Genomic DNA, 23,524 nt, shown 5'->3' with positions numbered 1-23,524 from the left:
TGTGTCACAGCACCGCCCCTCGCGGCGCCACCTCCACCGCGCTGACACCCCGGGCGTACAGCACCAGCAACCGATCGCCGTGCCGGCAACGAAGGACGCCCGCGTCGTCCGCCAGCAGGGTGACGACGCGGTCGATGACCTCGGCCTCGCTCCCGGCCGCGGGGTCTTCGTAGGTGACGTCCATGCTGCCCCCACCGACCAGCCGGACCCGGAGCACGATGTCGGCCATGGTCACGGGCCGATCGCGGTGCAGGCCAGCTGCCGCACTCGACGGGCCGCGTCGCGCGCGGCCTCCGCGTCGGGGAACCAGTCGCCGGACACTGCCACTCGGACGCCCTCGGGGCGCCAGGCGCCCCACTGCCACTCCCCACCGGCCCCGGGCCGGACCCGGTAGTCGGGATCATCGCTGTTCACCCGGAAGTCATGGGCAGCCTGGTCGGCGTAGGCAAGACTGACGAAGGTGCGCCCCGCCCAGGCGACCACGTGGTTCTCGTCGTCGACGAGCCACCACGCGGCGTGGCTCGCCAGATTCGTCTCGACGACGAACCTCATGGTCGTCCCGTTCGACGTCGGCATGACGCCTGCCTCTCGACCGGGACGCTCCTCCGGTGGGGGGACGTCGCCGGTCAGTCACTCCCCACCGTACTCCCGGAAGAAGCCGCGTGACGCCGGGAGAAGGGATGTCATCCCAGTGGTCGCGGCTGCGGCCCCGAGGGCGAGGAGTCAGCTGGTCGCCAGGCTGGTGTTGTCGATCTCGGGGTAGTGCCTGCGGATGTTCACCTTGCGCTCGAGCTCGCCGATGATCGCGGGCGCGAAGTTCACCTCGTAGAGGGCGTGCGCACTGCCGAGGCCGCCGGGGCTGAAGACGTTGATCTCCATCAGCTTGTCGCCCACGATGTCGAGGCCGACGAGGAACATCCCGTCGGCGACCAGCTTGGGCCGCACCACCTCGACCATCTGCAGCATGTCGTCGGTGACCTTGACCTTCTCGGCCTTGCCTCCGGCGGACATGTTGGAGCGGATGTCCTTCGTCGACGGCGTACGTCGGAACGCGGCGTACTCGCCGTCGACCATCAGCGGCTGCCCGTTCATGACGAACATCCGCACGTCGCCCTTGGCCGCCTCGGGGAGGTACTCCTGGGCGACGACGTAGCCGTCGCGCGAGATGGCCTCGATGATCTGCTTGAGGTTGGGCGCCTCCTTGCGGTCGACGAGGAACACGCCCGCTCCGCCCGAGCCCTGCAGCGGCTTGAGGACGGCCTTGCCGCCGAGGTCGGTGATGAACTCCTCGATCATGTCCTCGTCGCGCGAGATGAGCGTGCGCGGCCGGACGATCTCCGGGAAGTGCTGGAAGTAGGCCTTGGACAGCGCGTTGGCCAGGCTGGTGGGGTCGTTGACGACCAGCACGCCGCTCGAGGAGATCAGCTGGCCGAAGGCGACGCCGGCGTTGTTGCGCCACGGGTCGGTCTCGGCGTCGTCGGCCGGGTCGTTGCGCAGCATGACCACGTCGAACTCGTCCATGCCGATGAGCTGCTCGACGTCGGGCTTCTGGACGTCCGCCAGGTGGCGCTCGAGGGAGCGGTACGACTTGGCGTGGCCCGCGCGGGCCTTGGTGCTGAGCGAGCCGTCGGGCTCGTAGGCGAAGTCGCCGATGCCCATGTACCAGGCCTCGTGCCCCATCTCCTTCGCAGCCAGGGCGAGGCGGTTGGTGGTGTACTCCGCCTTCTCCGTCTCGATGTCGTTGACGACGAATCCGATCTTCATGCGTGTCCCTCCAGAAGGGTGCTGAGGTCTTCGGTGCCGGCCGCGCGGGCGAGGTTGTCGTGCGCGGACGGGTCGTGCAGGTATCGGGGCAGCACGCGAGGCGGCCGCAGCAGCCCGCGCGACTCGAGGTCCCCGATCAGGGGCAGGTCGCGCAGGGAGAACTTGCCGAGCCAGAGCTGGTCGAGCGTGCCACCGCCACCGAGGTGCTCGAGCAGCTCGACGAGCCCGCGGAGGTAGATCGCGTCCTTGGTCATCCCGCCGGAGCGGTAGACCCGCATCACGGTGGTCCACGCGCTCCCGCTGGGGAAGTCGTCGGCGACGAGCGCCTCGTGGGCCTCCGCGAACGACGCTCCGGCGACGAGGCGGTGGACGGTCACGACGCGGCTGGCGAGCTGGCGGAGGCGGAAGGCGGTGAGCCCGCCGCAGGCGATCTCGGCGAGGACCGCCAGCCCCTCCTGCGTCTCGTCGTAGCCCGCGAGCCCGACGCCGAGCACCTTGATCGGCTGGTGGCTGCCGTTGGCCTGGGTGACGAGGTGGGTGCCGACCTCGTGGTGGAGCAGCGCCTGGGCGCGGGCCCGCTGGACCTTGGTCTCCGGCCCGATGAGCAGCACGTCGCCGGACACCATGACGCCGTTGACGTCGGGGCGGATCTCGGCGTGCATGTCGAGGTCGGGGTCCTCGTCGCGGTAGCGCGCGATCTCGGCCTCGGCCAGCTCGAGGAAGGCCTCGGCGTCGAGGGCCTCGTCGCTGGGCTCGGTGCGGGTGATGCCGGCGAGCAGCGCCTCGGCCTGCCGGCGCAGCGACGGCGACACCCCGCCGTACAGCTCCACGCTCAGCGGCAGGAAGTCCTCGGTGTCGCGCGCCTCGAGCATGTCGAGCTGCAGCTCCATCTCGCGGTGCTTGGCGCGCAGCAGCTGGCCGAGGACGGGGTCCTCGACCGCCCCGAGGTCGACGTCGTCGAGCTCGGCGCGTACGACGGCGGGGTCGGTCTCGAGCTCGCGGTAGGTGAACGGCGGGTCGGGCTCGCGGCCCTCCAGGAAGTCGTCGCGCAGGTCGTCGGCGTCGACGGGCGTGACGTCGAGCAGGAAGCGGAAGCTCTGGGCGAGCAGGGACAGGCGGTGGTCCACGGCCAGGTCGGACGTGCTGAGCTCCGCACCCGGCCCGGTTGGGTGGCCGTCCGTCACCGCAGCTTCTCGAGCTCGATGTGCAGGCCGGGCAGCGCCGCGGCGAGACCGATCTGGGAGCGCCGGAACCGGTCGGCGTGGAGCTCGCCGGTCCACTCGTCCATGAAGGTCTTCTTGAACTCCAGCGCCAGCACGCAGCCCACGCGCGGGTAGCGGTCGTGGACCCACCAGGCGAGGTTGCGACCCTCGAAGGCGACGTTCTCGCGCGCGTCGATCGGGCCGCAGCCCAGCGAGGCGTCGCGCAGGTCACCCACGAACCGCTCCACGAGCGGGCCGAAGAGGTCGTCCTCGACGCTGCCGGTGCCGACGTTGACCTCGGGGTTCTCCGAGGCCGGGGCCGGCGGCTCGTCGGCGCCGTCGCGCCGGTGGTTGTAGGAGTGCACGTCGAGCAGCACGAACGGGCCGCGCTCGGCCAGGGCGTCGAGCCGCGGCGCGAGGGCGTCGTAGAAGGCGTCGTACGTCGCCAGGCTGCCCTCGAAGAGCTCGTCGGACAGCTCGCCGTCGCGCCACACCTCGAGCCCCCAGCAGTCGTCGGGCTTGCGGTAGACCGCCTCGCGGCGGGGCCGGTTGAGGTCGGCCTCGAAGCGGGACCGCGACGTCACGACGTGGTCGGGGACCACGGCGGCGAGCCGGTCGGTGAACGGGTCCTCCTCGCGGAAGCGTTCCGCCCGGTCGAGCACCATCGCCTCGGCGATCTCGGGTCGCAGCTCGTGACCGGCGTGCACCGAGGTCGCCACTACCGGGCCGTCCCATTCGCCGACGAACGCAACCGCGTCCGACGTCCCTCCCAAGTCCGTCATGGCGGCCTGTCTACCGGAGTGGGCACACCACCTCCACCGCCGCGCACCCCTACGGGTGGCCGGCTGGCTGGCCTGGGGTAGGACTGGGGCATGCGGATCGTCGTGCTCACCGGTGCCGGGATCTCCGCCGAGAGCGGCCTCACCACGTTCCGCGACGCGGGTGGCCTCTGGGAGGGCCACGACCCCATGCAGGTCGCCACCCCGGAGGCGTACGCCGACGACCCGGGCCTGGTCCAGCGGTTCTACGACGCGCGGCGCGCTGCCCTGTCGCAGGTCGAGCCCAATGCCGCGCACCACGCCCTCGTACGCCTCGAGGACGCGCTCGGCGACGACCTGCTGGTCGTCACCCAGAACGTCGACGACCTCCACGAGCAGGCCGGTTCCCGGCGCGTGCACCACATCCACGGGCGGTTGCGCTCGGCGTGGTGCACCCGCTGCGACGAGCGCCACGACTGGCACGGCCCGTTGGCCGACGGACCCGCCTGCCCCACGTGCGGGGTCTCCGGCCTGCGGCCGGACATCGTGTGGTTCGGCGAGATCCCCTACGGCATGGACCTCGTCGAGCAGGCGCTCGACGAGTGCGACCTGTTCGTCTCGATCGGCACGTCGGGCGTCGTCTACCCCGCTGCGGCGTTCGTCCACTGGGCCCGCGGCGCCACCCTCGAGCTCAACCTCGAGCCCAGCGCCGGTGCCACCGACTTCGCCGAGTCGCGCCGGGGGCCGGCCACCCGCCTCGTCCCGGAGTGGGTCGACGACCTGCTCGCCTGACCGCCCTCCGGCCGGCTACGCGCGGTGCAGGGGTCGGAAGTGGAGCCGGACGCGGGTGCCGCGACCGAGGGTCGACTCGACCTCGACGCGGCCGCCGTGGCGCTGCATGATCTCCCGCACGATGCCCAGGCCCAGGCCCGTGCCCGGCCGCAGCAGCGCCTGCTCGTTGGTGGAGCGGAAGAGCGGGGCGAAGAGATTGGCCTGGTCGGCCTCGGAGATCCCGAGGCCCTCGTCCGTGCAGACGAAGGACAGGCCGCCGTCGGGTCGCTTCTCCACCCCGATCCACACCTCGTGACCGGCGTCGGAGTACTTCACGGCGTTGTCGACGAGGTTGGACACGGCGCTGGCGATCTCTCGCGGATCACCCTGGACGACGGCCTCGCCCGCATCGCCGACCAGGTGGAGCGTGATGCCCGCCCGCTCGGCCACGGCCGTCATGGCCGTCATGGTCTCCTCGGCCACCCGGACGAGGTCGACGTGCTGCATGGCCGGCGGTTGCTGCGGGTCGCTGACCTGGGACAGCATCGACAGCCCCTGCAGCAGGTCGCCCAGCCGCTCGCTCGCGCGCACCACGGCCTGCGCGCGGCGCCGGTCGGGGGCGGCGATGAGCTCGCTCGAGGTCAGGAACTCGGCGTTGGCCGCGATCACCGTCATCGGGTTGTTGATCTCGTGGGTCAGCTCGCGCAGGAACCAGTGGCGGGCCACCTCGAGCTCGCGCAGCTCCTCGAGGAGGCGGCGCTCGCGCTGCGTGGCGTGGGCGTTGGCGATCGCGCGTCCGAGGTCGTGGCCGAGCTCCAGCGCCGCGACGCCCTCGCCGTCGGTCCAGCGCCGCGATCCGGTGCGGCGGGCGCACATCAGCATGCCGAGCACCTCGTCGTCGACGCCGACGGGCGCGACCACGACGGCCTCGAACCCTGCTGAATCGAGCGCGGCGGTGAACCAGTCGGCGTACGTCGCGAGCTCGGGGTCGCCCCACACGTGACCGGGCTCGATGATGATCACGCGCTGGTGCGTCCACGCACGGGCAGCCGCCTCGTCGAGCGCGCGCCGCACCTCGGGCGCCATCCTCAGGCCCAGGCTGTCGCGCGTGCCGGCGTCGTCGTCGATGAAGACGCGGATCTCCAGCTCGTCGACCGACAGGGCGCCGAGCAGGGTCGAGCGGGCCTCGCGGACGAGGTGGTCCACGTCGTGGCGGGCCGGGTTGGACCGGGCCAGGCGGCGGGTGGCCCGGATGACCCGCATGTGGTCGGCGTACTCCTCGCGCTCGACGAGCGTGACGATCGAGAGCAGGACGGTCTCGAGCTCGTCGCTGATCTCGAGCATCCGGGCCTTGTCGGGCCGGGCGAGGTCGGTCGGCACGTCGAGGTAGAGCAGCGCGCGCAGGTCCCCGCGCTCGTCGGCGATCCGGGCGACGAGCATGTCCATCGGGTGCCACTCGCCGGGCGCGCCGGTGACCGGCATGTCGGGGACCACGACGACGCCGTCGATGCGCTCGCGGATCTCCTCGGAGAGCTTCTCGAACGGGATCCAGAGGAAGTGGCCCAGCTGCTCGCCCTCGGCGAAGACGAGCTGCATGTCGGAGAGGCGAGACGCGGTGCCGAGGCGCTCCTGGGCGGTGGCCGTGTCGCCGTGGATCGCGACGAACTCGAGCAGGCCCTTGGGGCGGACCACCTCGATGGCACAGATGCGGAAGCCGGCACGCGTGGCGGCGTCGCGGGCCAGGGCGTGCATGAGCGCGCGAGCCCGCTGGTCACCCCAGCTGAGGTCGCGTGTCCTGCGCTCGCCTGTTCGCCCCTGCTCCATGGCGCACTGCCCCTCCCCACCCGCCACTCGGATCGTAGGCGGGTGACCCACACGCCCGGACCGTTTTCCACAGGTTGTGACGGGGACGTGGCTCAGCCGGTGCCCCGCCGAGGTCCTGTCAATGCGCCGTACGCGGGCCGGCGACGGGCAGCCACACGCTGAACGTCGTCCCCTCGCCGAGCACCGAGTCGACCTCGATGGTCCCGTCGTGGCCGGTCACGACGCGCTCCATGATCGCCAGGCCGAGGCCGGTGCCGGGACGCTTGCGCGCCTCGGGGCTGCTCGAGCGGAAGAAGGGGGTGAAGACCTTGTCGACCTCCTCGGCCGCGATGCCGATGCCGGTGTCGGCGCAGGTGATGAGCACGCCGTCGGTCCCGTCCACCGACCGGGCCGAGGCCTCCATCGACACCCGTCCGCCCGCGGACGTGTACTTGATCCCGTTGGACAGCAGGTTGGCGACCATCCGCTCCAGGCCGGCCGCCTCGCCCGTGACGACGAGCCGGTCGGCCACGACCGCGTCGAGCGACACCCCCGCGCGCGCGGCCGTGGGGGCCAGGAACTCGCTCGTGTCCCGGACCATCGCCGACAGGTCGACCTCGCCCGTCTGGGCGCCCCGTTCGGGGTCACTGACCGAGGCGAGGGTCATCAGGTCCGCCACCATGTCCTCGATGCGCCGGGCCGAGCGGTCGAGCGCCTCGATGGAGTGGCGCGACTCCTCGGAGTGCACCTCGAGGCCGAGGAGCTCGAGGTGGGAGAAGAGGACGCTGACCGGGTTGCGCAGCTCGTGGGCGAGGGTCAGGACCATGTCGCGTCGGTAGTCGCTGACGTCGCGGAGCTCGGCGTTGAGGGCCCGCTCGCGCTCCCGCAGCCGCGCCTCGAGGAGCAGCCGGGCGAGGTCGGCGGCCACGGTCATGGCCGCGTTGATCTCGGAGGCGTTCCACCGCGGCGCGTCGGGCGCCCGGCCCATCGACAGCGTGCCGAGGTACTCGTCGCCGGCGCCGATCGGCACCAGCAGGCCCGAGCCCAGGCCGTGGGTGTCGAGCAGACGCGTGAGCGACCGGGGGGTCTCGATCGACTCCTCCTTCATGCTCCAGGTCCGCTGCCGCTCGACGACGACGTGCCCGCGGCGCTGCCACTGCCCGCGCATCAGCTCCGCCACGTCAAGCCGGTCGTGCTCGAGCCCGGGGACGTCGGCCCCGGCGACGATCACGTCGACGGTCGCGACGTCCATCGCCTCGACCATCGCGCGGGCCAGCTCGCTCAGCAGGTCCTGGACGCCGAGCCCCGGTCGTACGCTCTCGATGGCGCGCCGCGCCTGGGTGACCATCCGGACCTGCTCGCCGTAGAGCTCCCGCTCGACGATGCTGATGACCGCCTCGAAGAGCACGCCGGCCTCGGCGTTGACCGCGGCCACGCTGTCGGACGTCGGCCGGAGCCCGGAGTGCGGCTCGTCGAGGTAGAGCAGCCCGCGGAGCTCGCCGTCCTCGTTCTGCAGCAGGCGCACCATCTGGTCGTCGGGGTCCCACCCGTTGGGCAGGCCCGAGGCGGGTACGTCGGGCCGGTGGCCGTACTCGTCGAGCCAGGCGCGCGTCTCGTCGTCCAACCGCTCGCTCGGGATGTGCCGCCAGCCCGCCATCTCCACACCGAGCTGGTGGATGTGGTCGAGGGCCAGGGGCGAGGCCTGGCCGAGCATCTTGTCGCGGGCGTCGTCGTCGCCGGCGATCGCGACGAACTCGAGGTAGCCGTCGGACCGCAGCGCCTCGATGGCGACCACCTTGTGCTGCGTCCGCTTGGCGACGTCCTCCGCGATGGCGTGCAGCACCGCGCGCTGGGCCTCGTTGCCCCACGCGCGTCCCCGCGGGCGTACCCACAGCCCGTCGTCGTCCATCACTGCTCCCGCCCACCGTCCCGAGCCGCCGCCGGTGACGTTACGCCCAATCGGGCCTGCCCGGACCCACTTCCGGCTGATGGGCGCGGCTTGGTGACTCGCGGGTAACATAGCGGCATGAAGCGTGAGATCTACGACGAGGACCACGAGGCCTTCCGCGCCTCGGTCAAGCAGTTCCTGGACCGCGAGGTCGCCCCGCACCTCGAGACGTACGCCGCCGGCCACGGGCTCGATCGCGACTTCTGGCTCGCCGCCGGGAAGCAGGGCTTCCTCGGCCTGGAGATCCCCGAGCAGTACGGCGGCTCCGAGGCCGGCGACTACCGGTTCAACGCGGTCCTCACCGAGGAGCTCGCCAAGGTCAACATGACCCTGCCGAGCTGCGTCGGGATCCACGCCGACATCACCGTGCCCTACCTGGTGCACCTGACCAACGACGAGCAGAGGGCGCGCTGGCTGCCCGGGTCCGCCACCGGTGAGATCGTCACGGCCATCGGGATGACCGAGCCGGGCGGCGGCTCCGACCTCGCCAACCTCAGGACCACCGCGGTCCGCGACGGCGACGACTGGGTGATCAACGGCTCCAAGACCTTCATCACCAACGGCGGCTCGGCCGACCTCGTGCTCGTCGCGGCCCGCACCAGCCCCGAGAAGAAGGCCAAGGGGATCTCGCTGTTCGCCGTCGACACCACGCTCGAGGGCTTCAGCGTCGGCCGGGTGCTCGACAAGGTCGGCCAGGACGAGTCCGACACCGCCGAGCTGTCCTTCGAGGACGTGCGCGTCAGCAACGACGACCTCGTCGGCCCGCTCGACACCGGCTTCATCTCGATGATGCAGTTCCTGCCCCAGGAGCGCCTCGGCTCGGCCATCACCAACCTCGCCCACGCCAAGCAGATACTCGAGGAGACGGTCCAGTACGCCAAGGACCGCCAGGCGTTCGGCCAGCCCATCGGCTCCTTCCAGAACACGCAGTTCCTCCTCGCCGACCTCGTCACCCGCGTCGACGTCACGCAGGCGTTCGTCGACCAGTGCGTCGTGGCCCACACGAAGAAGGAGCTGACGCCCGTCGACGCGGCCAAGGCCAAGTGGTGGACCTCGCAGGTCCAGAACGACGTCCTCGACCACTGCGTGCAGGTCCACGGCGGCTACGGCTACATGAACGAGTACCGCGTCGCCCGCGCCTGGCGCGACGCCCGCGTGACGAAGATCTGGGCGGGGTCCAACGAGATCATGAAGATGCTGATCGGCCGCGACCTGGGACTTTGAGCCCGTGACGCGGATGTTCGTGGCGGCGGTGCCCCCGGAGGACGCCGTCGCCCACCTCGACGAGTTCCTGGCGGTGCGCCGCGACGCCGCGGCGTACCGCTGGACCGTGCCGGACCAGTGGCACCTCACGCTGGCCTTCGCCGAGGACGTCCCTGACCGGTCCCTCGACGACCTGGGCGACCGGCTCGAGCGGGCGGCCCGCAAGCGGCGGCCGGTGCGGTTGCGGCTGGCCGGCGGCGGCGCCTTCCCCCACCCCGACCGTGCCCGGGTGCTCTTCGCCCGGCTCGCCACCGACGATGACGCCCGCACGGAGCTGGACCGGTTGGCGACCGGCTGCCGCGCCGCGCTGTCGAAGGCCGGGGCCCGCGTCGACGGGCAGCGCTTCCGCGCACACCTCACGCTGGCCCGGCTCGGGAGCCCCGACAACGTCACGTCGTGGGTGCGGCTCCTCGACGGCTACGAAGGGCCGGAGTGGGAGCTCGACGAGGTGGCGCTGGTGGCGTCCCACCTCGGCGAGGGCCCGCGCCGCCGTCCACGCCACGAGGTCGTCGCGACGTACGCCATCGACTGAGGGCCTGGGCGGCCGATGAGCACAGCCTCACCTTCGTTGCAGGACGCACCACCGCGAGCGACGATCAGAACGTGAGCCTTGAGATCGGTACGGACGAGGACCCCCAGCACTTCCACGACGAGCTGGGCGACCACGTCGGCACGCGGCTCAACTGGCTGCGCGCCGCCGTGCTGGGTGCCAACGACGGCATCGTCTCGACCGCCGGCGTCGTGATGGGCGTGGCGGGTGCCACCGACGACAGCGGCGCGATCGTGATCGCGGGCATCGCCGCGCTGACCGCGGGTGCGCTGAGCATGGGCGCCGGCGAGTACGTCTCGGTCAGCACCCAGCGCGACTCCGAGAAGTCGATCCTCCAGCTCGAGGCCAAGGAGCTGCAGCAGATGCCGCAGACCGAGGAGCGCGAGCTGGCCGCGATGTACGTCGACAAGGGACTGTCGCCGGAGACGGCCGAGAAGGTCGCCCGCGAGCTCACCGAGCACGACGCCCTGCGCGCGCACGCCGACATCGAGTTCGGCATCGATCCCGACAACCTGACCAACCCCTGGCACGCCGCATGGGCCTCGATGCTGGCCTTCACGGTCGGCGCACTGCTCCCGCTGCTGATCGTGGCGTTCGTGCCCGACACCGTGCGGGTGCTGGTCACGGTCCTCAGCGTCGTCGCGGCTCTCGCGCTCACCGGGTTCGCCAGCGCCCGCATCGGCTACAGCCCGCGTCTGCCGGCCGTGCTGCGCAACGTGTCCGGCGGCCTGCTGGCGATGGGCGTCACCTACCTGATCGGCATGCTCGCCGGCACCCAGCTGGGATAGTCCCTCTGCCTCGGCGCCCTATCTGCGTCTGTGGAACTTCACGTCGCCGCTCGGTAGACGTTCAGCGACGTAATCGGCGTCGTGGGCCCGGTGGTGATGGTGGGCGCAGAGCAGCACGGCGTTGTCGAGGTCGGTCAGGCCGCCCAGCAGCCACGGCAGCCAGTGGTGGGCCTCGGCCCAGGTGCCCGGCACGTCGCAGCCCGCGGCACGGCAGGTCTTGTCGCGCAGCAGGAGGGCCCGCCGCTGCGCGGCGTTGAACAGTCGCTGGGCGCGCCCGAGATCGAGGATCTCGGACCTGCCACCCAGCACGGCGGGGAGGATCCGTCCGTTGCACGCGAGTCGTCGCGCCTCCCCTGCGCTGATCCGCTCGCCGGCACACGGGTCACCGTGCGGATCGGCCGGCACCGTGCCCGCCCCGAGGACGTCGGCCGCGCCGAGCTCGGACCTCAGCGTCTCGAGCGAGATGGTCACCACCACGGTCGTCGCGTCGCCTCCGTGGACGGGCAGGCGCTGCGGGTCGAGGCTCTCGAGCAGCTGGCAGAAGGCCTCGCCGAGACGGCGGGGGTACGGCAGCCGCGGCATCGGGTCGAGGAGGGGCGCGGCCGGCTCACCGAGTGGGGTCGGGACCCCGTCGCGCCGGGGGTTGGCGTAGGCCTCGAGGTAGGTGGCGAAGCGGGTGGCGACCGCGTCGGGCAGGCGGCCCGAGACCCGCGTGGTGCCGTCACCGAGCCGCCGGAGCATCAGTCGGGTGCGGCGGCGACCCTCCGCCTCGAGGGCGGCGAGGCGCTTGCCCTCGACCTCCGCAACCACCTCCGGCGCCACGACCTCGAGGACGTGACGCCCGACCCGGGCCAGCTGCTTCGGTCCGAGCCGCTGGGCGTGCTCGATCAGCAGGGCCTCGGCCTGGTCCAGCAGCTCGGCCGGCACGGAGTCAGGGAGGTCCTCGAGCGATCGGACGACCACCCGCGCCTGGGCGGTGTTGACCCGGCCCTCGCGGAGGGCGGCCCCCAGGGTGCTCCACCGCCGGTCGAGCGCGGTCGCGAGCCGGAGGTCGGCCCGCGCGTCCTCGAAGCGCGTGCAGGTGGCGTCGGCATACCACGCGGCCGCGTCTCGCGCCCCGACCTCGGTCGCCACGTCACCGGCGTCGACGAGCACGCGCATCCGCAGCTCGGCCACCCGGGACTCGATGCGAGCCAGCTCGCGCAGCGCATCCGCCTTCTCAGCGGCCGACATGAAGAGCGGGTTGGCATCCGCCACGTCCTTCAGCACGACGTCCATCGCCGTGGCCGCAGCCAGGATCGGATGGGACATGTGCGGCCTCCTCTCGACGACGTCGTCGCGCACGCGCAACTCACTGACGGTCGTCGCTCCTGGAGGCCGGCCCAGCCGGACACTTACGTCCCTCGCAACTCGCCCACCCAGCCACCGTCCGGGTCACTGACCCTAGAACGATGGACTGTTTGAAGCGTGCGGCCAGACTACACGTCGCGATGCATATTCGCAAGCATGTTCGAACTGCAGTTGCGGCGCAATGACGCGCTTCCCGTTTCCCGTTGCAGTTCGATGCATCGTGGACACACCCGAGCCTGACCTCGGCAGCTCAGGCATCGGGCTCTGGCTGACTGCGTCCGTTGTGACGTCGTTGCTCGAGCAGGATCGCTTGCCGATCTCGCCCGTTGGAGGGGAGGCGGTAGCAACCCCGTGGACCCTAAGTTGACGGTCCGGTCGAGGTTGAACAGGAGACGGAATGTCGTGATGCCCTTCCCGAAGTTGCCGCGCCAGGACGTCCTGCCTTTCCCCCCGACACCGTCTGGTTCCCGTGCTGGGCGCACGATGCAGGACTCGATCTACGAGCCGCGTGCGCCGGAGCGGCGGCTGGCCGATGACGCGCCGAACATCCTGGTGGTGCTCATCGACGATGCCGGTCCTGGCCTGCCGGACACCTTCGGTGGTGAGGTCCGTACCTCGACGCTGACACGCGTCCTGGCGGAGGGTATCGGCTATAACCGCTTCCACACGACGGCGATGTGCTCGCCCACTCGAGCCTCGCTCCTGACCGGGCGCAACCACCACCGGATCGGGAACGGGCAGATCGCGGAGCTCGCCAACGACTGGGACGGCTACTCCGGGCACATCCCGACGAGCACCTCCCTGGTCGCCGAAGTCCTTACCGACTACGGGTACGCGACGGCGGCGTTCGGCAAGTGGCACAACACCCCGGCCGAGGAGACGACGCCGTCAGGCCCCTTCCACAACTGGCCGACCGGTCGCGGGTTCGAGTATTTCTACGGGTTCCTCGCGGGCGAGGCCAGCCAGTACGAGCCCAACCTGGTGCGCAACACCACCAGCGTTCTGCCCCCGAAGCGGGCGGAAGAGGGCTACCACCTCAGCGAGGACCTGGCTGACGACGCGATCGGCTGGCTGCGCCGCCACCAGGCCTTCGAGCCGGACAAGCCGTTCTTCATGTACTGGGCGAGCGGCTGCCTGCACGGCCCGCACCACGTCATGAAGGAGTGGGCCGACAAGTACGCCGGACGCTTCGACGACGGCTGGGACGCCTATCGCGAACGCGCGTTCGCGAACGCAAGATCGGCCGGGTGGATCCCGGAGGACGCCGAGTTGACACCGCGCGACCCGACGCTCCCCGCCTGGGACGACATCCCGGACGCCGAGAAGCCCTTCCAGCGACGGCTGATGGAGGTCGCCGCCGGCTTCGCCGAGCACGTCGACGTCCAGGTTGGCCGGCTGCTCGACGAGGTGGAACGCCTCGGGCACGGGGACAACACCGTCGTGTTCTACATCTGGGGGGACAACGGTTCGTCCGGCGAGGGCCAGAACGGCACCATCAGTGAGCTGCTGGCCCAGAACGGGATCCCCACCACGGTCGACATGCACATCAAGGCGCTCGACGAGATGGGCGGCCTCGAAGTGCTCGGTTCGCCGAAGACCGACAACCAGTACCACGCCGGCTGGGCGTGGGCAGGAAGCGCGCCCTACAAGGGCATGAAACTGGTGGCCTCGCACCTGGGTGGGACACGGAACCCGATGGCAGTGCGCTGGCCCTCGCGGATCGCCCCCGACGCCCGGCCCCGTTCCCAGTTCCACCACTGCAACGACCTGGTACCCACCATCTACGAGATCCTCGGGATCACCCCGCCACGCGTCGTACGAGGGATCGAGCAGCAGGACCTAGACGGCACCAGCTTCGCCTACACCTTCGACGCCCCCCAAGCGCAGGGCCGGCTGCGGACGCAGTACTTCGAGATCATGGGTAGCCGCGCGATCTACCACGACGGCTGGATGGCCTCTGCGTTCGGACCACGAGCACCCTGGGTCCCCGGCCTGCCGCCGGGCATCCAGGCGTGGACGCCAGACAGCGACACCTGGGAGCTCTACCACCTCGACCAGGACTGGACCCAGGCCCACGACCTCGCCGACGCGCACCCCGACAAGCTCGCGGAGCTCAAGGAGGTTTTTGCGATCGAGGCCGCTCGCAACAGCGTCTACCCCATCGGGGGTGGGCTCTGGGTGCCCGTGTACCACCCAGAGCTGCGCATCTCCACGCCGTACCGCAGCTGGACGTTCAGTGGCGACGTCGTGCGGATGCCCGAGTTCTGCGCGCCCGCGCTCGGCAACCGGGCCAACACCGTGACCGTCGACGCCGAGCTGCCCGAGGCAGCGAACGGCGTTCTATACGCACTCGGTGGAGCCGGTGGCGGCCTCACCTGCTACCTCGACGACGGCCACCTCTGCTACGAGTACAACTGCTTCATCCTCATGCGCACCAAGATCCGGTGTGACCGGAAGCTCACGGCAGGACGGCATCAGGTTGACATCCGCACGGAGTACGCCGAGGTCCGGCCAGGCGGCTCGCTGAACGTGACGCTGTCGGTCGACGGCACCGTGGTCGCGTCAGGAGTGGTTCCCGTCAGCGCGCCACTGCTATTCACGGCCAACGACTGCCTCGACATCGGGACCTGCCTGGGCGGCTCGGTTTCGCTCGACTACTACGACCGCGCGCCATTTCCCTTCGAGGGCACCATCCACTCTGTCGACGTTCGCTATCTCACCTGAGCATGCCAAGCTCCGGCGGTCGATCTACGTCCACGTCTTGCGCGAGTACGCGCGGCACACTGACCACCTCACGTGTCTGTCGAATCGCTGGCGACCAGCCAGGGGCGTAAACATCCTCGGGGCAAGTACGCGCCTGATCGACGCTAGCGCTGGCATCGCCTCATGACCGGGGAGATGTTCGTGGCCGCACCGCTACGCGGCGCAATGTCGCGCCCCGGACGGTACGCGGCGGAATGGGACACACCTCGACCGGTGCGCGCCGGTGCTGGTTCGCCCAAGGTGGCTGACACGCGGACGAGTGCTAGGTAGCGGAGGACATTGATTGCTTCGTATCGGTCTGGCTGAACCACCGGGCGCCCAAGCTCCAGCGAGGGAACCTGCAGCGAAGACGTCGACGGCTGCAGCGCTCGTGAGTCTGACTGAGGAGCGCCGAAAGGTAAAGACGGGAGCGGCCCCGGAGGGCGACTCCCGTCTTTCAGCTAGCGAACCGAAGCTCGTAGGAGAGACATTAGCCTAAGGCGGTGACAGCGGAAGCATTCTCGGACGAGACCCTGGTGATCGCTCGACTCCGAGAGTTGGTCGATCACTCGACGCCTTGGCATCGCAGCCTGTGGCAGATCGGGAGCGTGCTGGCGCTTCGGGAAGTGATCGAATACGCCAATGGCGTCCGATCCGGCGTCGCGAAGAGCGAGGGCCTGGCTTACGTCACCAAGTCAGCGGCCACCGCCCTGGGACGCGATCTCGGACTTGGCGCAGGCGAGGTTCGAAACGAGATCGTCCGAATTCTGGCATGCGGTGTCCACAAGACCGAGGGAGTGCTCAACGAGTCCGTCGCGGCGTCGCTCGAGCAGCTGATTCGGCGAGTGGATGGGGACTACTTGGCCAACTGGGAGAGCGCGCACGCTCGGGGTGACGTCTCAGATCAGAACCTGGAGCTCATGTCCCGCGCTGTGATTGCGCACCTACTGGACGCAGACTTCGCGCCTGACCATCTCCATGGATGGTTGCTGGCCAGTAGCGACCGCGTCGACGTGACCCTCGCATCGGTCATGGCGCAAGCCAGCGAGATGTGCGGGCGAGACGCCGTTTCATATGAGGTCCACGTCCCCTTCACTGCGTTGTCCCCCGAGATCGTGGCATCCGCGGGATCACGGTTCCTCGAATGGGACGCATTCGTCACTTGGCTCGCCGACCAAAGCCTCCCGGCACTCAAGGCCCGCGAAGGAGTGGGGGCGCTCAAGTTCTCTGTTTCGGCTCGCGAGCCAAAGGGGGCGATCGCGGCGGCGGAGATCGAGGTGCGTCGCCTCACTGCCCGCGCTGCAGTGGGCTTGGCCTCCGGCACGGTTCAACCGGTAGGAGTTGCGATTGTCGTGCCAGCGGCTACGCCTCGATGGCGCCAACTACGATCGCGTCAGCGCGAGATTTTGCTGTCCTCCATCACCCGTCACGGTCTGCTCCTTCCTGCATCGCGGACCGGCGAGGGACGCGCCCTTGATGATGCGTTTGAGCTACTGGCCGCCGCAGAGACGGCGACCTCCTGGACATCCGTCGCAGCCATGTGGGCTGCCGTCGAAGGTCTCCTAACCCGATCGGGCGATTCTGGAGTAGCTGCCGCGGACCGTATGGCAGCAGTCGTTGCCGGCGGCTTCATGCGCGCAGAGCTGACTCAGCTCGTCGACGTGCTCGCCAGCAACGACGACCTGCTCGGCGAGGCCATGAGAACTGAGACCCGACTGACGGCCAAGATGGATGCAGTACTGAACGCTGTGCAGAACGGGACCACGCTGCAGCTCACTGATCCTACGGATGTGGCAGCGGTTGCACGCGTCCGCAACGCGCTTGGCGACGCGGCTGGGACCATGGACCGGGTACGCGGGTACTACCGAGATGCGTTCCGGCGGTTGTATATGCAGCGGAATCTGTTGCTGCACGGCGGTCGCTTTGATTCTGTTGCACTGCCCGCGACTATGCGCACCTTGCCGCCGCTCGTCGCGGCCGGGCTAGATCGGCTGGTGCACGGCGCGATGCAAGACCCGCCAACGGATCCGTTCGGACTGGCTGCTCGAGCGGAGAATGAGCTAACGCTTCTTGGCAAGCCCGAGGCACGATCGATACACCGAATGCTCGAGTAGGTACGGGTCTGGATGCGGCCATCCCTGTACGAACTCCGGCACGTTCTCGGCACCACCCGCCGCCGAGGCTTACCATTCGCAAAATGGGTGATTTCGGTGTCTTTACCAACCCGCTGAAGGCAGAGAGCTCAACATGGCTTCCGGCCTCGTCGACGCGGAGACGGCAAACAACGAGCCCAGACGCAACCTTGACCTGCTGACTCCGCGCGCGAATCACGCAATCGTCTTCAGGGCCGCACGCTCGGCGACGGCGAGGCCGTCACGGTGGTCCGGCGCGTCTGATGCTGGTGCGCGACCACTATTCCGCGCGATTATTTGAGTTGCTGGGACACCATGCAAGATGGCGCGGAGAGACGCACCGCTGTAGCGACGGCCACCGGAAGCTAAAGACGAACCGAGGGGCGACGCGCTCCCTGGCCTCCGCGGGCTTGAGTACAACGCAGAAGAGTGAAGGTGCGGCTGCGACACTGCGGGACGCGCGATGGCGTCGACCGGACCTGCCCTAGGGTGAGCCCAATGGACGACTATCGAGCCGTGGCCGTCAATGAGCTGGAGCGCCTCGAAGAGGATCTCCTGTACACGGAGAAGGCCCACTTTGCCGCCGCAGAGGGTCTTCAACGCACCCACTGGATCCTAGGTGCGCTCGCCACTGTCACGGCTGCCGCGACGTCGGTCTCGGTGATCGCCGATGGTGCTACGTGGCTCTCGGGCTCGTTCGCCCTACTTGCGGCGGTCCTGTCCGCGTTGCTTACCTTCGTCAAGCCTGACGAGCGGGCCGGCCAACATCTGGCGGCGGCCCGGATCCTCAACGACGTAAGGGTCCAGGCACGCCAGCACCGGGAGCTCGACATGCATTCCTCGACCTCGGAGCAGCCGGAGGTGTGGCGCGAGTATGTCGAAACGATCCGGACGGGGAAGCGTGACGCTGACGCGTCAGCCCCGGCGATCGGGCAACGCGCCTTCGAGAAGGCGAGGAAGAAGATCGAGGGCGGGGACTTCGCCCACGCTGTCGACGCCTGACGGGCTCGCGGGATGGCGTCGTTACCGGGCCTGCACCTGTCGAAGAGCGCCGGTTGCGCGGATGCGGTAGTTCGCCATCTGAGGGCTGACTTCGTAGCGCTCGACGATGTCGTCGACGCTGGCGCCAGCCCGCAGCCTCGACACGAGGAGGCGCCGGGGTAGGAGGAGACAGCCGGCGAGCCAGTTCGCCTCTTGCTCTTCGTCGGCGTCGCAGCCGAAGAAGGTCAGATCGCCGATCTTCTGGACGTCCTTGACTTCGTGCTTGAACAGAAGGTGGGAAAGCTCGTGCGCGATATCACTGGTTCGCCGGCCGATGCTCGCGAGGGGGTTCCACACGATGATGTGCCGGTCGCCGATCTCGAAGGTGCATGCCGAGAAGGCGCCGGGCTGTTTTTCGTCGATCTCTATAAGCCGCTCGATGTCGATGAGGTCGCCGGCGGATCGAACCTCGGCCCCGAGTGAAGCCGCTAGGCGCTCGAGTGGAAGCTGGTCGCTTGTACCGAGCTTCAGGTCACTACGGACCTGATCGCTGAGGCGTTCGGCCTCAGCCTTGAACCCACGACGCACGGCTAACGGGCTTCCTCGACCAGAGCCGTGTGCATGTCCTCGAGCGCGTCGGAAAGCAGCTTGCCGACTTCGGGGAGGAAGGTCTGACTGGAGCGAAGATGTACCGCGAACGCTGGCTTGGGTGCGGCAAGCACGTTGTAGAGATCCTGGATGAGCTTCATCATCGTGCCGGCTGACTCTTCATCAAGACGGTCGTCGGTGTAGAGGTGCTTAGCAATCAGGTCAGGCGTCGACGGCTCGACTGCAGCCGTTTCGGCCGCGTCGAATAGGGAATCCTCGGCACCGAGCCAGCTGATGATGCGCTTGTAATTCCGCAACTCGGGCACGTGACCGCGTTCGACGCGGGATAGCGTGTTGAAACCGACGTCGATCTCGTCGGCGAGCTCGCGTAGCGATAGGCGCCGGCGCCGTCGTTCTGCTCGGAGCGACTCTCCGAGGGCGGGCTGAAGTCTGTCTTCCGTCATCTTCTTCTCGACCCCTTGTGTGGACACGGGCTTGGAGGCCGCATCCCGGGAAAGTGTTGCGGTGGATGCTAGCTGTAGGGATGCAGGATGGCTGCCTGCGACTCGGCGTCGAGGCAGTCTTGTCCATCGCCGTACCAGAGCCCGGTCGCTAGCCAGAGTTCATAGAAGGTGAGCCACTCGCATGCCCATGGTAGGAACGTTTCGGTGACGTACTGCGTCGGTGACCACTCGCCAGGCAGGGTGAGGCAGAGGGTTCCGTCGTCGTAGACGTGCGGGAGAAGTCCGTCTTCGGTCGGCTTGAGTGCGGGTGCGAGTACCCGAACGGACGGGCGACGGTTCGGTTTGACGTCGATCCGCAGGTGATACTGCCCAGTCTCGGAAGTCGGTTGGACCCAGCCGGTCCAGATCAGCGAACCGGGCCGGAGGCGGATCGACCCGTTCGGCGCTAGTTGCCGAAGGGCGAACGCCTGATGGGCGAGATTCAGCTCAGTTCGGTGACCCACCCGCGAAGCCATTGCGGCGCACCTTCCGGGAGTACTCAGCCCCGGTTGCCGCGGCGAGGGTGCCGCCGGTGGTGACCTGGAGCCGTTGGGTGTCGCGCGCGGCGTTGAGGGTGTTGCTGTAGCCGGCGCTGGCGGCCTTGGCGAACCGGTCGCCGAAGGAAGCGGCGATGCGGGGGATGGAGTTGTCGAGGCCGGCCTTCAGGCCGAAGCCATTGAAGTCGTTGGTGGCGGCCTCTAGCCACTGGAAGAACCACGCGGCCCGCTTGGGGTACCTAGCCCAGGAGTCGGCAAAGTTCTCCGTGTTCAGAACCGGGTTCGGCACCCACCACATGCCGTCGCGGTGCTCGACCATTCCGCCCATGCGGCCAATGACGTCACGCAGTACTTCGTAGACGTCGTCGCCGCCGGTGTAGGCGCGCGCAGCGAGCGTGGTCAGGATGACGGAGGCGGGCCGGTCGCCGAGATTGTCGGTGAAGTAGATGTCACGGTGTCGCTTCAACGCCTGGACCGTCTGCTGGAGAGTCGTCTTGACCTGCCACTCGGGGACGTTGTCAATCTGCGTGCTCTTAGCCTCGAGGGCGGCGACGAGCGCCTCGCGCATCTGGCTCTTGAACCAGTCGATGTAGCCGGTCGGGTGAGACGGCAGCCACCGTCTAACGTCCTTGTCGGTGATCAGAATCCCAACTCCGGTGTCGCAGTTCGGGATCGCGGGGAGGAGGTCGATGTGCATCCCGTTCCAGTGGAGCGTCCAGCACCGTTCGCATTCACTGATGGTCGGATGTCCACTCCGAGCCGACCGTGAGTAATTGCGGACGGGAACTCCTGCGTCAACCTTCAGGTCGACTTGACTGATGGCGGTCTTGCCAATGTCGCGGATGGCGACCGCATCAAGGTCGATCTCGTCGTTGCGGTGGACGTTGCGCACCACCGTGCCGAGGGGAAACGAGCCCTGCGGGGTGACGATGTTGTCGCCCCGGGTGTGGCCCCAATGATCGGCAAACTGGTGGCCGAGGGCCGTGTAGTGGGCGACGACCTGGTCGTATTCCGCGACAGTGATGTCAAGGGACCGCAAACCATCACCGAGCATGGAGCTCAGCGACCCGATCCCGCGCGAGCTTTGAAGCATCGTCATGATACGAAGTGTATCACCAGTGATACACTTCGTGCTGGAGTCTACGCTCGGCGCGTCGGGGGCAGCCTCGGGACTCAGGTTGAGCTTCGCTGCCGACAACCGTCCGCGCTCCATGCAGCAGGCACGTGGCGTCATAGTGGGCGGTTCGCAGCGCCTCGCCCAATCTGAACGGAGAGGGCCAACCCGAGGAAGGTTGCCGTCAGCCGACGGCTGGAACGGACTCACCCCGAGCGCTCGGTGGCCCGAAGCCATACCAAGTGCTCAGGCCCGGTCGACCGCCGGTCCGGTGGACCCGCGCAGCACCAGCTCGGGCGCGAAGAGGTACTCCCGCGAGGCGACGGGGTCGCCCGAGATGGCGTCGGCCAGGGCGGCCACGGCCGTGCCACCCATCTGCGCGACCGGCTGGCGCACGGTGGTGAGCGGCGGGTCGAGGAACGCCACGAGCGGGGAGTCGTCGAAGCCGACGACCGACACGTCGCGAGGTACCTCGAGCCCGGCGGCGCGGGCGGCGCGGATGGCGCCGATCGCCATCATGTCGGAGCCGCACACGATGGCCGTGGCGCCCTGCTCGAGCAGCTCATCGGTGGCGGCCGCTCCACCCTCGACGGAGAAGATCGTCTCGGCGATCCACGAGCGTGCCTCGGTCTCGGGCAGGCCCAGGTGGGTGCCGAGCGCGGCGACGAAACCCTCGTGCTTGCGCGCCGAGGGCATGAACCGCGCCGGGCCGATCGCCAGGCCGATGCGCCGGTGCCCGAGATGGGCGAGGTGGGCCACGGCGATGTCCATCGCCACCCGGTCGTCGGCCGAGATGAACGGCGCCGGGACCCCGTCGACGTACCCGTTGATGAAGACCACCGGGAGCCCTCGGTCGAGCAGCATCTGGTAGCGCTCGTGGTCTGCCCGGGTGTCAGCGTGCTTGCCCGAGACGAAGATGATGCCCGCGACCCCGTGGTCGAGGAGCGACTCGACGTACTCGTCCTCCGACAGGCTGCCGGGCGACTGGGTGCAGAGCACGGGGGTGAATCGCCGACGCGCGAGGGCGTCCTCGATCACCTGGGCGAACGCGGGGAAGATCGGGTTCTCCAGCTCGGGGACCACGAGTCCCACCAGGCCGGCGGAGCGCTGGCGCAGGTGCGTCGGTCGCTCGTAGCCGAGGACGTCGAGGGCGGTGATCACCGACTGCCGGGTGCCCTCGCTGACGCCCGGCTTGCTGTTGAGCACGCGGCTCACGGTCGCCTCGCTCACGCCTGCCTCGACAGCGATCTGGGACAGGGTGGCCATGCGGGAATGTAAGCAGGCCTTTCAACTACGTTGCAAGGTCTTTCAGATTCTGAATGTTCTTGCTAATCTCTGGTGACCGTCATCACAGCGCCCTCCCCCGGGCGCGCTTTTCATGGGAGACATCGATGCGCCGATTCAAGGCCGGCTCCGCCGGGATCGCCGTCGCCGCCCTCGCTCTCACGCTCGCAGCGTGCGGAAGCGACGGCGGGGACTCGGACAGCAACACCGACAACGAGGGCGACAGCAGCTCTGCCGACCTCAGCGCCGAGCTCACCTGGTGGGACACCTCCGACCCCACCAACGAGGCCCCGGCCTACGACGAGCTGATCGCGAAGTTCAACGAGGAGTACCCGGACGTCACGATCAAGCACGAGACGGTCCCCTTCGACCAGACCCAGAACAAGTTCAAGACCGCCGCGGAGTCCGGCTCGGGTGCGCCCGACATCCTCCGTGCCGAGGTCGCCTGGACCCCGGAGTTCGCGTCGCTGGGCTACCTCTACGCCCTCGACGGCACCGCGGCCCTGGAGAACAACTTCCTCGAGACGCCGCTCTCCAGCAACGTCTACGAGGACAAGACCTACGGCGTCCCGCAGGTCACCGACACGCTGGGCCTGATGTACAACAAGGAGCTCTTCGAGAAGGCCGGCCTGGACCCCGAGGCCCCGCCGACGACCTGGGACGAGGTCCGTGAGGCGGCGAAGGCCCTGAAGAGCAAGGCCAAGGTCGACGGCATCTACCTCAACTCCGCCGGCTACTTCCTGCTGCCCTTCATGTACGGCGAGGGCGCCGACCTCGTCGACGTCGACGGCGAGACCATCACGGTCAACAGCCCCGAGGCCGCCACCGGCATCCAGACCGCCCAGGACATGGTCAAGGACGGCACGTCGGCCAAGCCGACCGCCAACGACCCCTACGGCACGATGATGACCCTGTTCAAGGAGCAGAAGGTCGCCATGATCATCAACGGTCCCTGGGAGGTCGCCGGCATCAGCGACGACCCCAACTTCGGGGGCATCGACAACCTCGGCGTCGCGCCCGTCCCTGCCGGCGGTGCCGGCCAGGGCGCCCCGGTGGGCGGCCACAACTACGTCGTCTACTCGGGCATGGACGACGCCAAGGCCGAGGCCGCAGCCGCGTTCATCGGCTTCATGAGCTCGGCCGAGTCCGAGGCCTTCATCGCCGACGAGCTCGGCCTGCTGCCCGGTAACGCCGACTCCTACGACATGGTCACCAACGAGCGCGTCGCCATGTGGGCCGACGCCATGGAGGTCGCCCAGCCGCGGCCGTGGATCGCCGAGGGCGGCCAGTTCTTCGCCCCGCTCGACGAGATGGCCACCGAGGTGATGATCCAGGGCAAGCCCGTGCAGCCTGCGTTGGACAAGGTCGCGGAGACCTACAAGAGCGACGTGGTCCCGGACTACTCGCTCCAGTGACACCCTGCTGACCGCAGGGGGCCGGACCGGGTGACGTCCCGGTCCGGCCCCCCGCGGGAAGCCCCATCCAG

Annotated in this window: 20 protein-coding genes; 8 read left to right on the top strand and 12 right to left on the bottom strand. The window is 69.1% G+C overall.

Going from position 1 to position 23,524, the window contains the following annotated elements; genetic code table 11:
* Positions 1-4 precede the first annotated feature (4 nt).
* From ACNKF0_RS00920 to ACNKF0_RS00900, 5 genes are all read right to left on the bottom strand, one after another.
* Positions 5-229, bottom strand: a complete 225-nt coding sequence (locus ACNKF0_RS00920; RefSeq protein WP_299930847.1) for a hypothetical protein — start codon at positions 227-229, stop codon at positions 5-7.
* A gap of 2 nt (positions 230-231) precedes the next feature.
* On the bottom strand, positions 232-552 hold the full coding sequence (locus ACNKF0_RS00915; protein ID WP_416955089.1) for a hypothetical protein: 321 nt from the start codon (positions 550-552) through the stop codon (positions 232-234).
* Positions 553-723: 171 nt separating this feature from the next.
* Positions 724-1,764, bottom strand: coding sequence for a glutathione synthetase (locus ACNKF0_RS00910; RefSeq protein WP_416955088.1), 1,041 nt, complete (start codon positions 1,762-1,764; stop codon positions 724-726).
* Positions 1,761-2,948, bottom strand: coding sequence for a flavohemoglobin expression-modulating QEGLA motif protein (locus ACNKF0_RS00905; protein ID WP_416955087.1), 1,188 nt, complete (start codon positions 2,946-2,948; stop codon positions 1,761-1,763). Before ACNKF0_RS00905 ends, ACNKF0_RS00910 begins: the two co-directional genes overlap by 4 nt.
* The gene (locus ACNKF0_RS00900; protein WP_416955086.1) at positions 2,945-3,748 is read right to left on the bottom strand and encodes an N-formylglutamate amidohydrolase; all 804 of its coding nucleotides are present in this window, start codon (positions 3,746-3,748) and stop codon (positions 2,945-2,947) included. Before ACNKF0_RS00900 ends, ACNKF0_RS00905 begins: the two co-directional genes overlap by 4 nt.
* Before the next feature lie 90 nt (positions 3,749-3,838).
* Here ACNKF0_RS00900 and ACNKF0_RS00895 point away from each other — a divergent pair, with 90 nt between their 5' ends.
* On the top strand, positions 3,839-4,516 hold the full coding sequence (locus tag ACNKF0_RS00895; protein ID WP_416955085.1) for an NAD-dependent deacylase: 678 nt from the start codon (positions 3,839-3,841) through the stop codon (positions 4,514-4,516).
* A gap of 15 nt (positions 4,517-4,531) precedes the next feature.
* Here ACNKF0_RS00895 and ACNKF0_RS00890 read toward each other — a convergent pair whose 3' ends face one another.
* Both ACNKF0_RS00890 and ACNKF0_RS00885 read right to left on the bottom strand, forming a co-directional pair.
* Entirely contained in the window at positions 4,532-6,319 is a 1,788-nt protein-coding gene (locus ACNKF0_RS00890; protein ID WP_416955084.1) for an ATP-binding protein, read from the bottom strand.
* Between the two features lie 118 nt (positions 6,320-6,437).
* A complete protein-coding gene (locus ACNKF0_RS00885; protein WP_416955083.1) occupies positions 6,438-8,207 on the bottom strand; it encodes a sensor histidine kinase in 1,770 nt (589 codons plus the stop codon).
* A 117-nt stretch (positions 8,208-8,324) separates the two neighbouring features.
* On the opposite strand from ACNKF0_RS00885, the gene ACNKF0_RS00880 reads away from it, so the two are divergent.
* From ACNKF0_RS00880 to ACNKF0_RS00870, 3 genes are all read left to right on the top strand, one after another.
* Entirely contained in the window at positions 8,325-9,470 is a 1,146-nt protein-coding gene (locus ACNKF0_RS00880; RefSeq protein ID WP_416955082.1) for an acyl-CoA dehydrogenase family protein, read from the top strand.
* Between the two features lie 13 nt (positions 9,471-9,483).
* Positions 9,484-10,041, top strand: a complete 558-nt coding sequence (thpR, locus tag ACNKF0_RS00875; RefSeq protein ID WP_416958634.1) for an RNA 2',3'-cyclic phosphodiesterase — start codon at positions 9,484-9,486, stop codon at positions 10,039-10,041.
* A gap of 71 nt (positions 10,042-10,112) precedes the next feature.
* The gene (locus ACNKF0_RS00870) at positions 10,113-10,847 is read left to right on the top strand and encodes a VIT1/CCC1 transporter family protein (RefSeq protein WP_416955081.1); all 735 of its coding nucleotides are present in this window, start codon (positions 10,113-10,115) and stop codon (positions 10,845-10,847) included.
* Positions 10,848-10,865: 18 nt separating this feature from the next.
* Here ACNKF0_RS00870 and ACNKF0_RS00865 read toward each other — a convergent pair whose 3' ends face one another.
* Positions 10,866-12,158 (bottom strand): DUF222 domain-containing protein, encoded by a 1,293-nt coding sequence (locus ACNKF0_RS00865; RefSeq protein ID WP_416955080.1) that lies wholly within the window; start codon positions 12,156-12,158, stop codon positions 10,866-10,868.
* 522 nt (positions 12,159-12,680) lie between these two features.
* Here ACNKF0_RS00865 and ACNKF0_RS00860 point away from each other — a divergent pair.
* From ACNKF0_RS00860 to ACNKF0_RS00850, 3 genes are all read left to right on the top strand, one after another.
* A complete protein-coding gene (locus tag ACNKF0_RS00860; RefSeq protein ID WP_416955079.1) occupies positions 12,681-14,921 on the top strand; it encodes an arylsulfatase in 2,241 nt (746 codons plus the stop codon).
* Positions 14,922-15,442: 521 nt separating this feature from the next.
* Entirely contained in the window at positions 15,443-17,053 is a 1,611-nt protein-coding gene (locus ACNKF0_RS00855) for a hypothetical protein (protein ID WP_416955078.1), read from the top strand.
* Positions 17,054-17,569: 516 nt separating this feature from the next.
* On the top strand, positions 17,570-18,073 hold the full coding sequence (locus ACNKF0_RS00850) for an SLATT domain-containing protein (protein ID WP_416955077.1): 504 nt from the start codon (positions 17,570-17,572) through the stop codon (positions 18,071-18,073).
* A 21-nt stretch (positions 18,074-18,094) separates the two neighbouring features.
* On the opposite strand, the gene ACNKF0_RS00845 is transcribed toward ACNKF0_RS00850, so the two are convergent.
* From ACNKF0_RS00845 to ACNKF0_RS00830, 4 genes are all read right to left on the bottom strand, one after another.
* The gene (locus tag ACNKF0_RS00845) at positions 18,095-18,640 is read right to left on the bottom strand and encodes an ImmA/IrrE family metallo-endopeptidase (protein ID WP_416955076.1); all 546 of its coding nucleotides are present in this window, start codon (positions 18,638-18,640) and stop codon (positions 18,095-18,097) included.
* 2 nt (positions 18,641-18,642) lie between these two features.
* Positions 18,643-19,104 carry a helix-turn-helix domain-containing protein gene (locus ACNKF0_RS00840; RefSeq protein WP_416955075.1) on the bottom strand — a complete coding sequence of 154 codons (462 nt, stop codon included), beginning with the start codon at positions 19,102-19,104 and terminating at the stop codon, positions 18,643-18,645.
* A gap of 486 nt (positions 19,105-19,590) precedes the next feature.
* Entirely contained in the window at positions 19,591-20,739 is a 1,149-nt protein-coding gene (locus ACNKF0_RS00835; protein WP_416955074.1) for a hypothetical protein, read from the bottom strand.
* 261 nt (positions 20,740-21,000) lie between these two features.
* On the bottom strand, positions 21,001-22,020 hold the full coding sequence (locus ACNKF0_RS00830) for a LacI family DNA-binding transcriptional regulator (RefSeq protein ID WP_416955073.1): 1,020 nt from the start codon (positions 22,018-22,020) through the stop codon (positions 21,001-21,003).
* Between the two features lie 125 nt (positions 22,021-22,145).
* Here ACNKF0_RS00830 and ACNKF0_RS00825 point away from each other — a divergent pair, with 125 nt between their 5' ends.
* On the top strand, positions 22,146-23,453 hold the full coding sequence (locus ACNKF0_RS00825; RefSeq protein ID WP_299930700.1) for an extracellular solute-binding protein: 1,308 nt from the start codon (positions 22,146-22,148) through the stop codon (positions 23,451-23,453).
* Positions 23,454-23,524 lie beyond the last annotated feature (71 nt).

The organism is Nocardioides sp. T5 (assembly GCF_048161455.1).
Classification (GTDB): domain Bacteria; phylum Actinomycetota; class Actinomycetes; order Propionibacteriales; family Nocardioidaceae; genus Nocardioides.
Note: the sequence above shows the minus strand (reverse complement) of the source record. Positions and strands in the feature narration are given on the sequence as shown.

Bases quoted from the DNA above. Each gene is read 5' to 3' on its own strand.
- ACNKF0_RS00920 (WP_299930847.1), bottom strand. From the start codon at position 229: ATGGCCGACATCGTGCTCCGGGTCCGGCTGGTCGGTGGGGGCAGCATG.
- ACNKF0_RS00915 (WP_416955089.1), bottom strand. From the start codon at position 552: ATGAGGTTCGTCGTCGAGACGAATCTGGCGAGCCACGCCGCGTGGTGG.
- ACNKF0_RS00910 (WP_416955088.1), bottom strand. From the start codon at position 1,764: ATGAAGATCGGATTCGTCGTCAACGACATCGAGACGGAGAAGGCGGAG.
- ACNKF0_RS00900 (WP_416955086.1), bottom strand. From the start codon at position 3,748: ATGACGGACTTGGGAGGGACGTCGGACGCGGTTGCGTTCGTCGGCGAA.
- ACNKF0_RS00895 (WP_416955085.1), top strand. From the start codon at position 3,839: ATGCGGATCGTCGTGCTCACCGGTGCCGGGATCTCCGCCGAGAGCGGC.
- ACNKF0_RS00890 (WP_416955084.1), bottom strand. From the start codon at position 6,319: ATGGAGCAGGGGCGAACAGGCGAGCGCAGGACACGCGACCTCAGCTGG.
- ACNKF0_RS00885 (WP_416955083.1), bottom strand. From the start codon at position 8,207: ATGGACGACGACGGGCTGTGGGTACGCCCGCGGGGACGCGCGTGGGGC.
- ACNKF0_RS00880 (WP_416955082.1), top strand. From the start codon at position 8,325: ATGAAGCGTGAGATCTACGACGAGGACCACGAGGCCTTCCGCGCCTCG.
- thpR (WP_416958634.1), top strand. From the start codon at position 9,484: ATGTTCGTGGCGGCGGTGCCCCCGGAGGACGCCGTCGCCCACCTCGAC.
- ACNKF0_RS00865 (WP_416955080.1), bottom strand. From the start codon at position 12,158: ATGTCCCATCCGATCCTGGCTGCGGCCACGGCGATGGACGTCGTGCTG.
- ACNKF0_RS00860 (WP_416955079.1), top strand. From the start codon at position 12,681: ATGCAGGACTCGATCTACGAGCCGCGTGCGCCGGAGCGGCGGCTGGCC.
- ACNKF0_RS00850 (WP_416955077.1), top strand. From the start codon at position 17,570: ATGGACGACTATCGAGCCGTGGCCGTCAATGAGCTGGAGCGCCTCGAA.
- ACNKF0_RS00840 (WP_416955075.1), bottom strand. From the start codon at position 19,104: ATGACGGAAGACAGACTTCAGCCCGCCCTCGGAGAGTCGCTCCGAGCA.
- ACNKF0_RS00835 (WP_416955074.1), bottom strand. From the start codon at position 20,739: ATGACGATGCTTCAAAGCTCGCGCGGGATCGGGTCGCTGAGCTCCATG.
- ACNKF0_RS00830 (WP_416955073.1), bottom strand. From the start codon at position 22,020: ATGGCCACCCTGTCCCAGATCGCTGTCGAGGCAGGCGTGAGCGAGGCG.
- ACNKF0_RS00825 (WP_299930700.1), top strand. From the start codon at position 22,146: ATGCGCCGATTCAAGGCCGGCTCCGCCGGGATCGCCGTCGCCGCCCTC.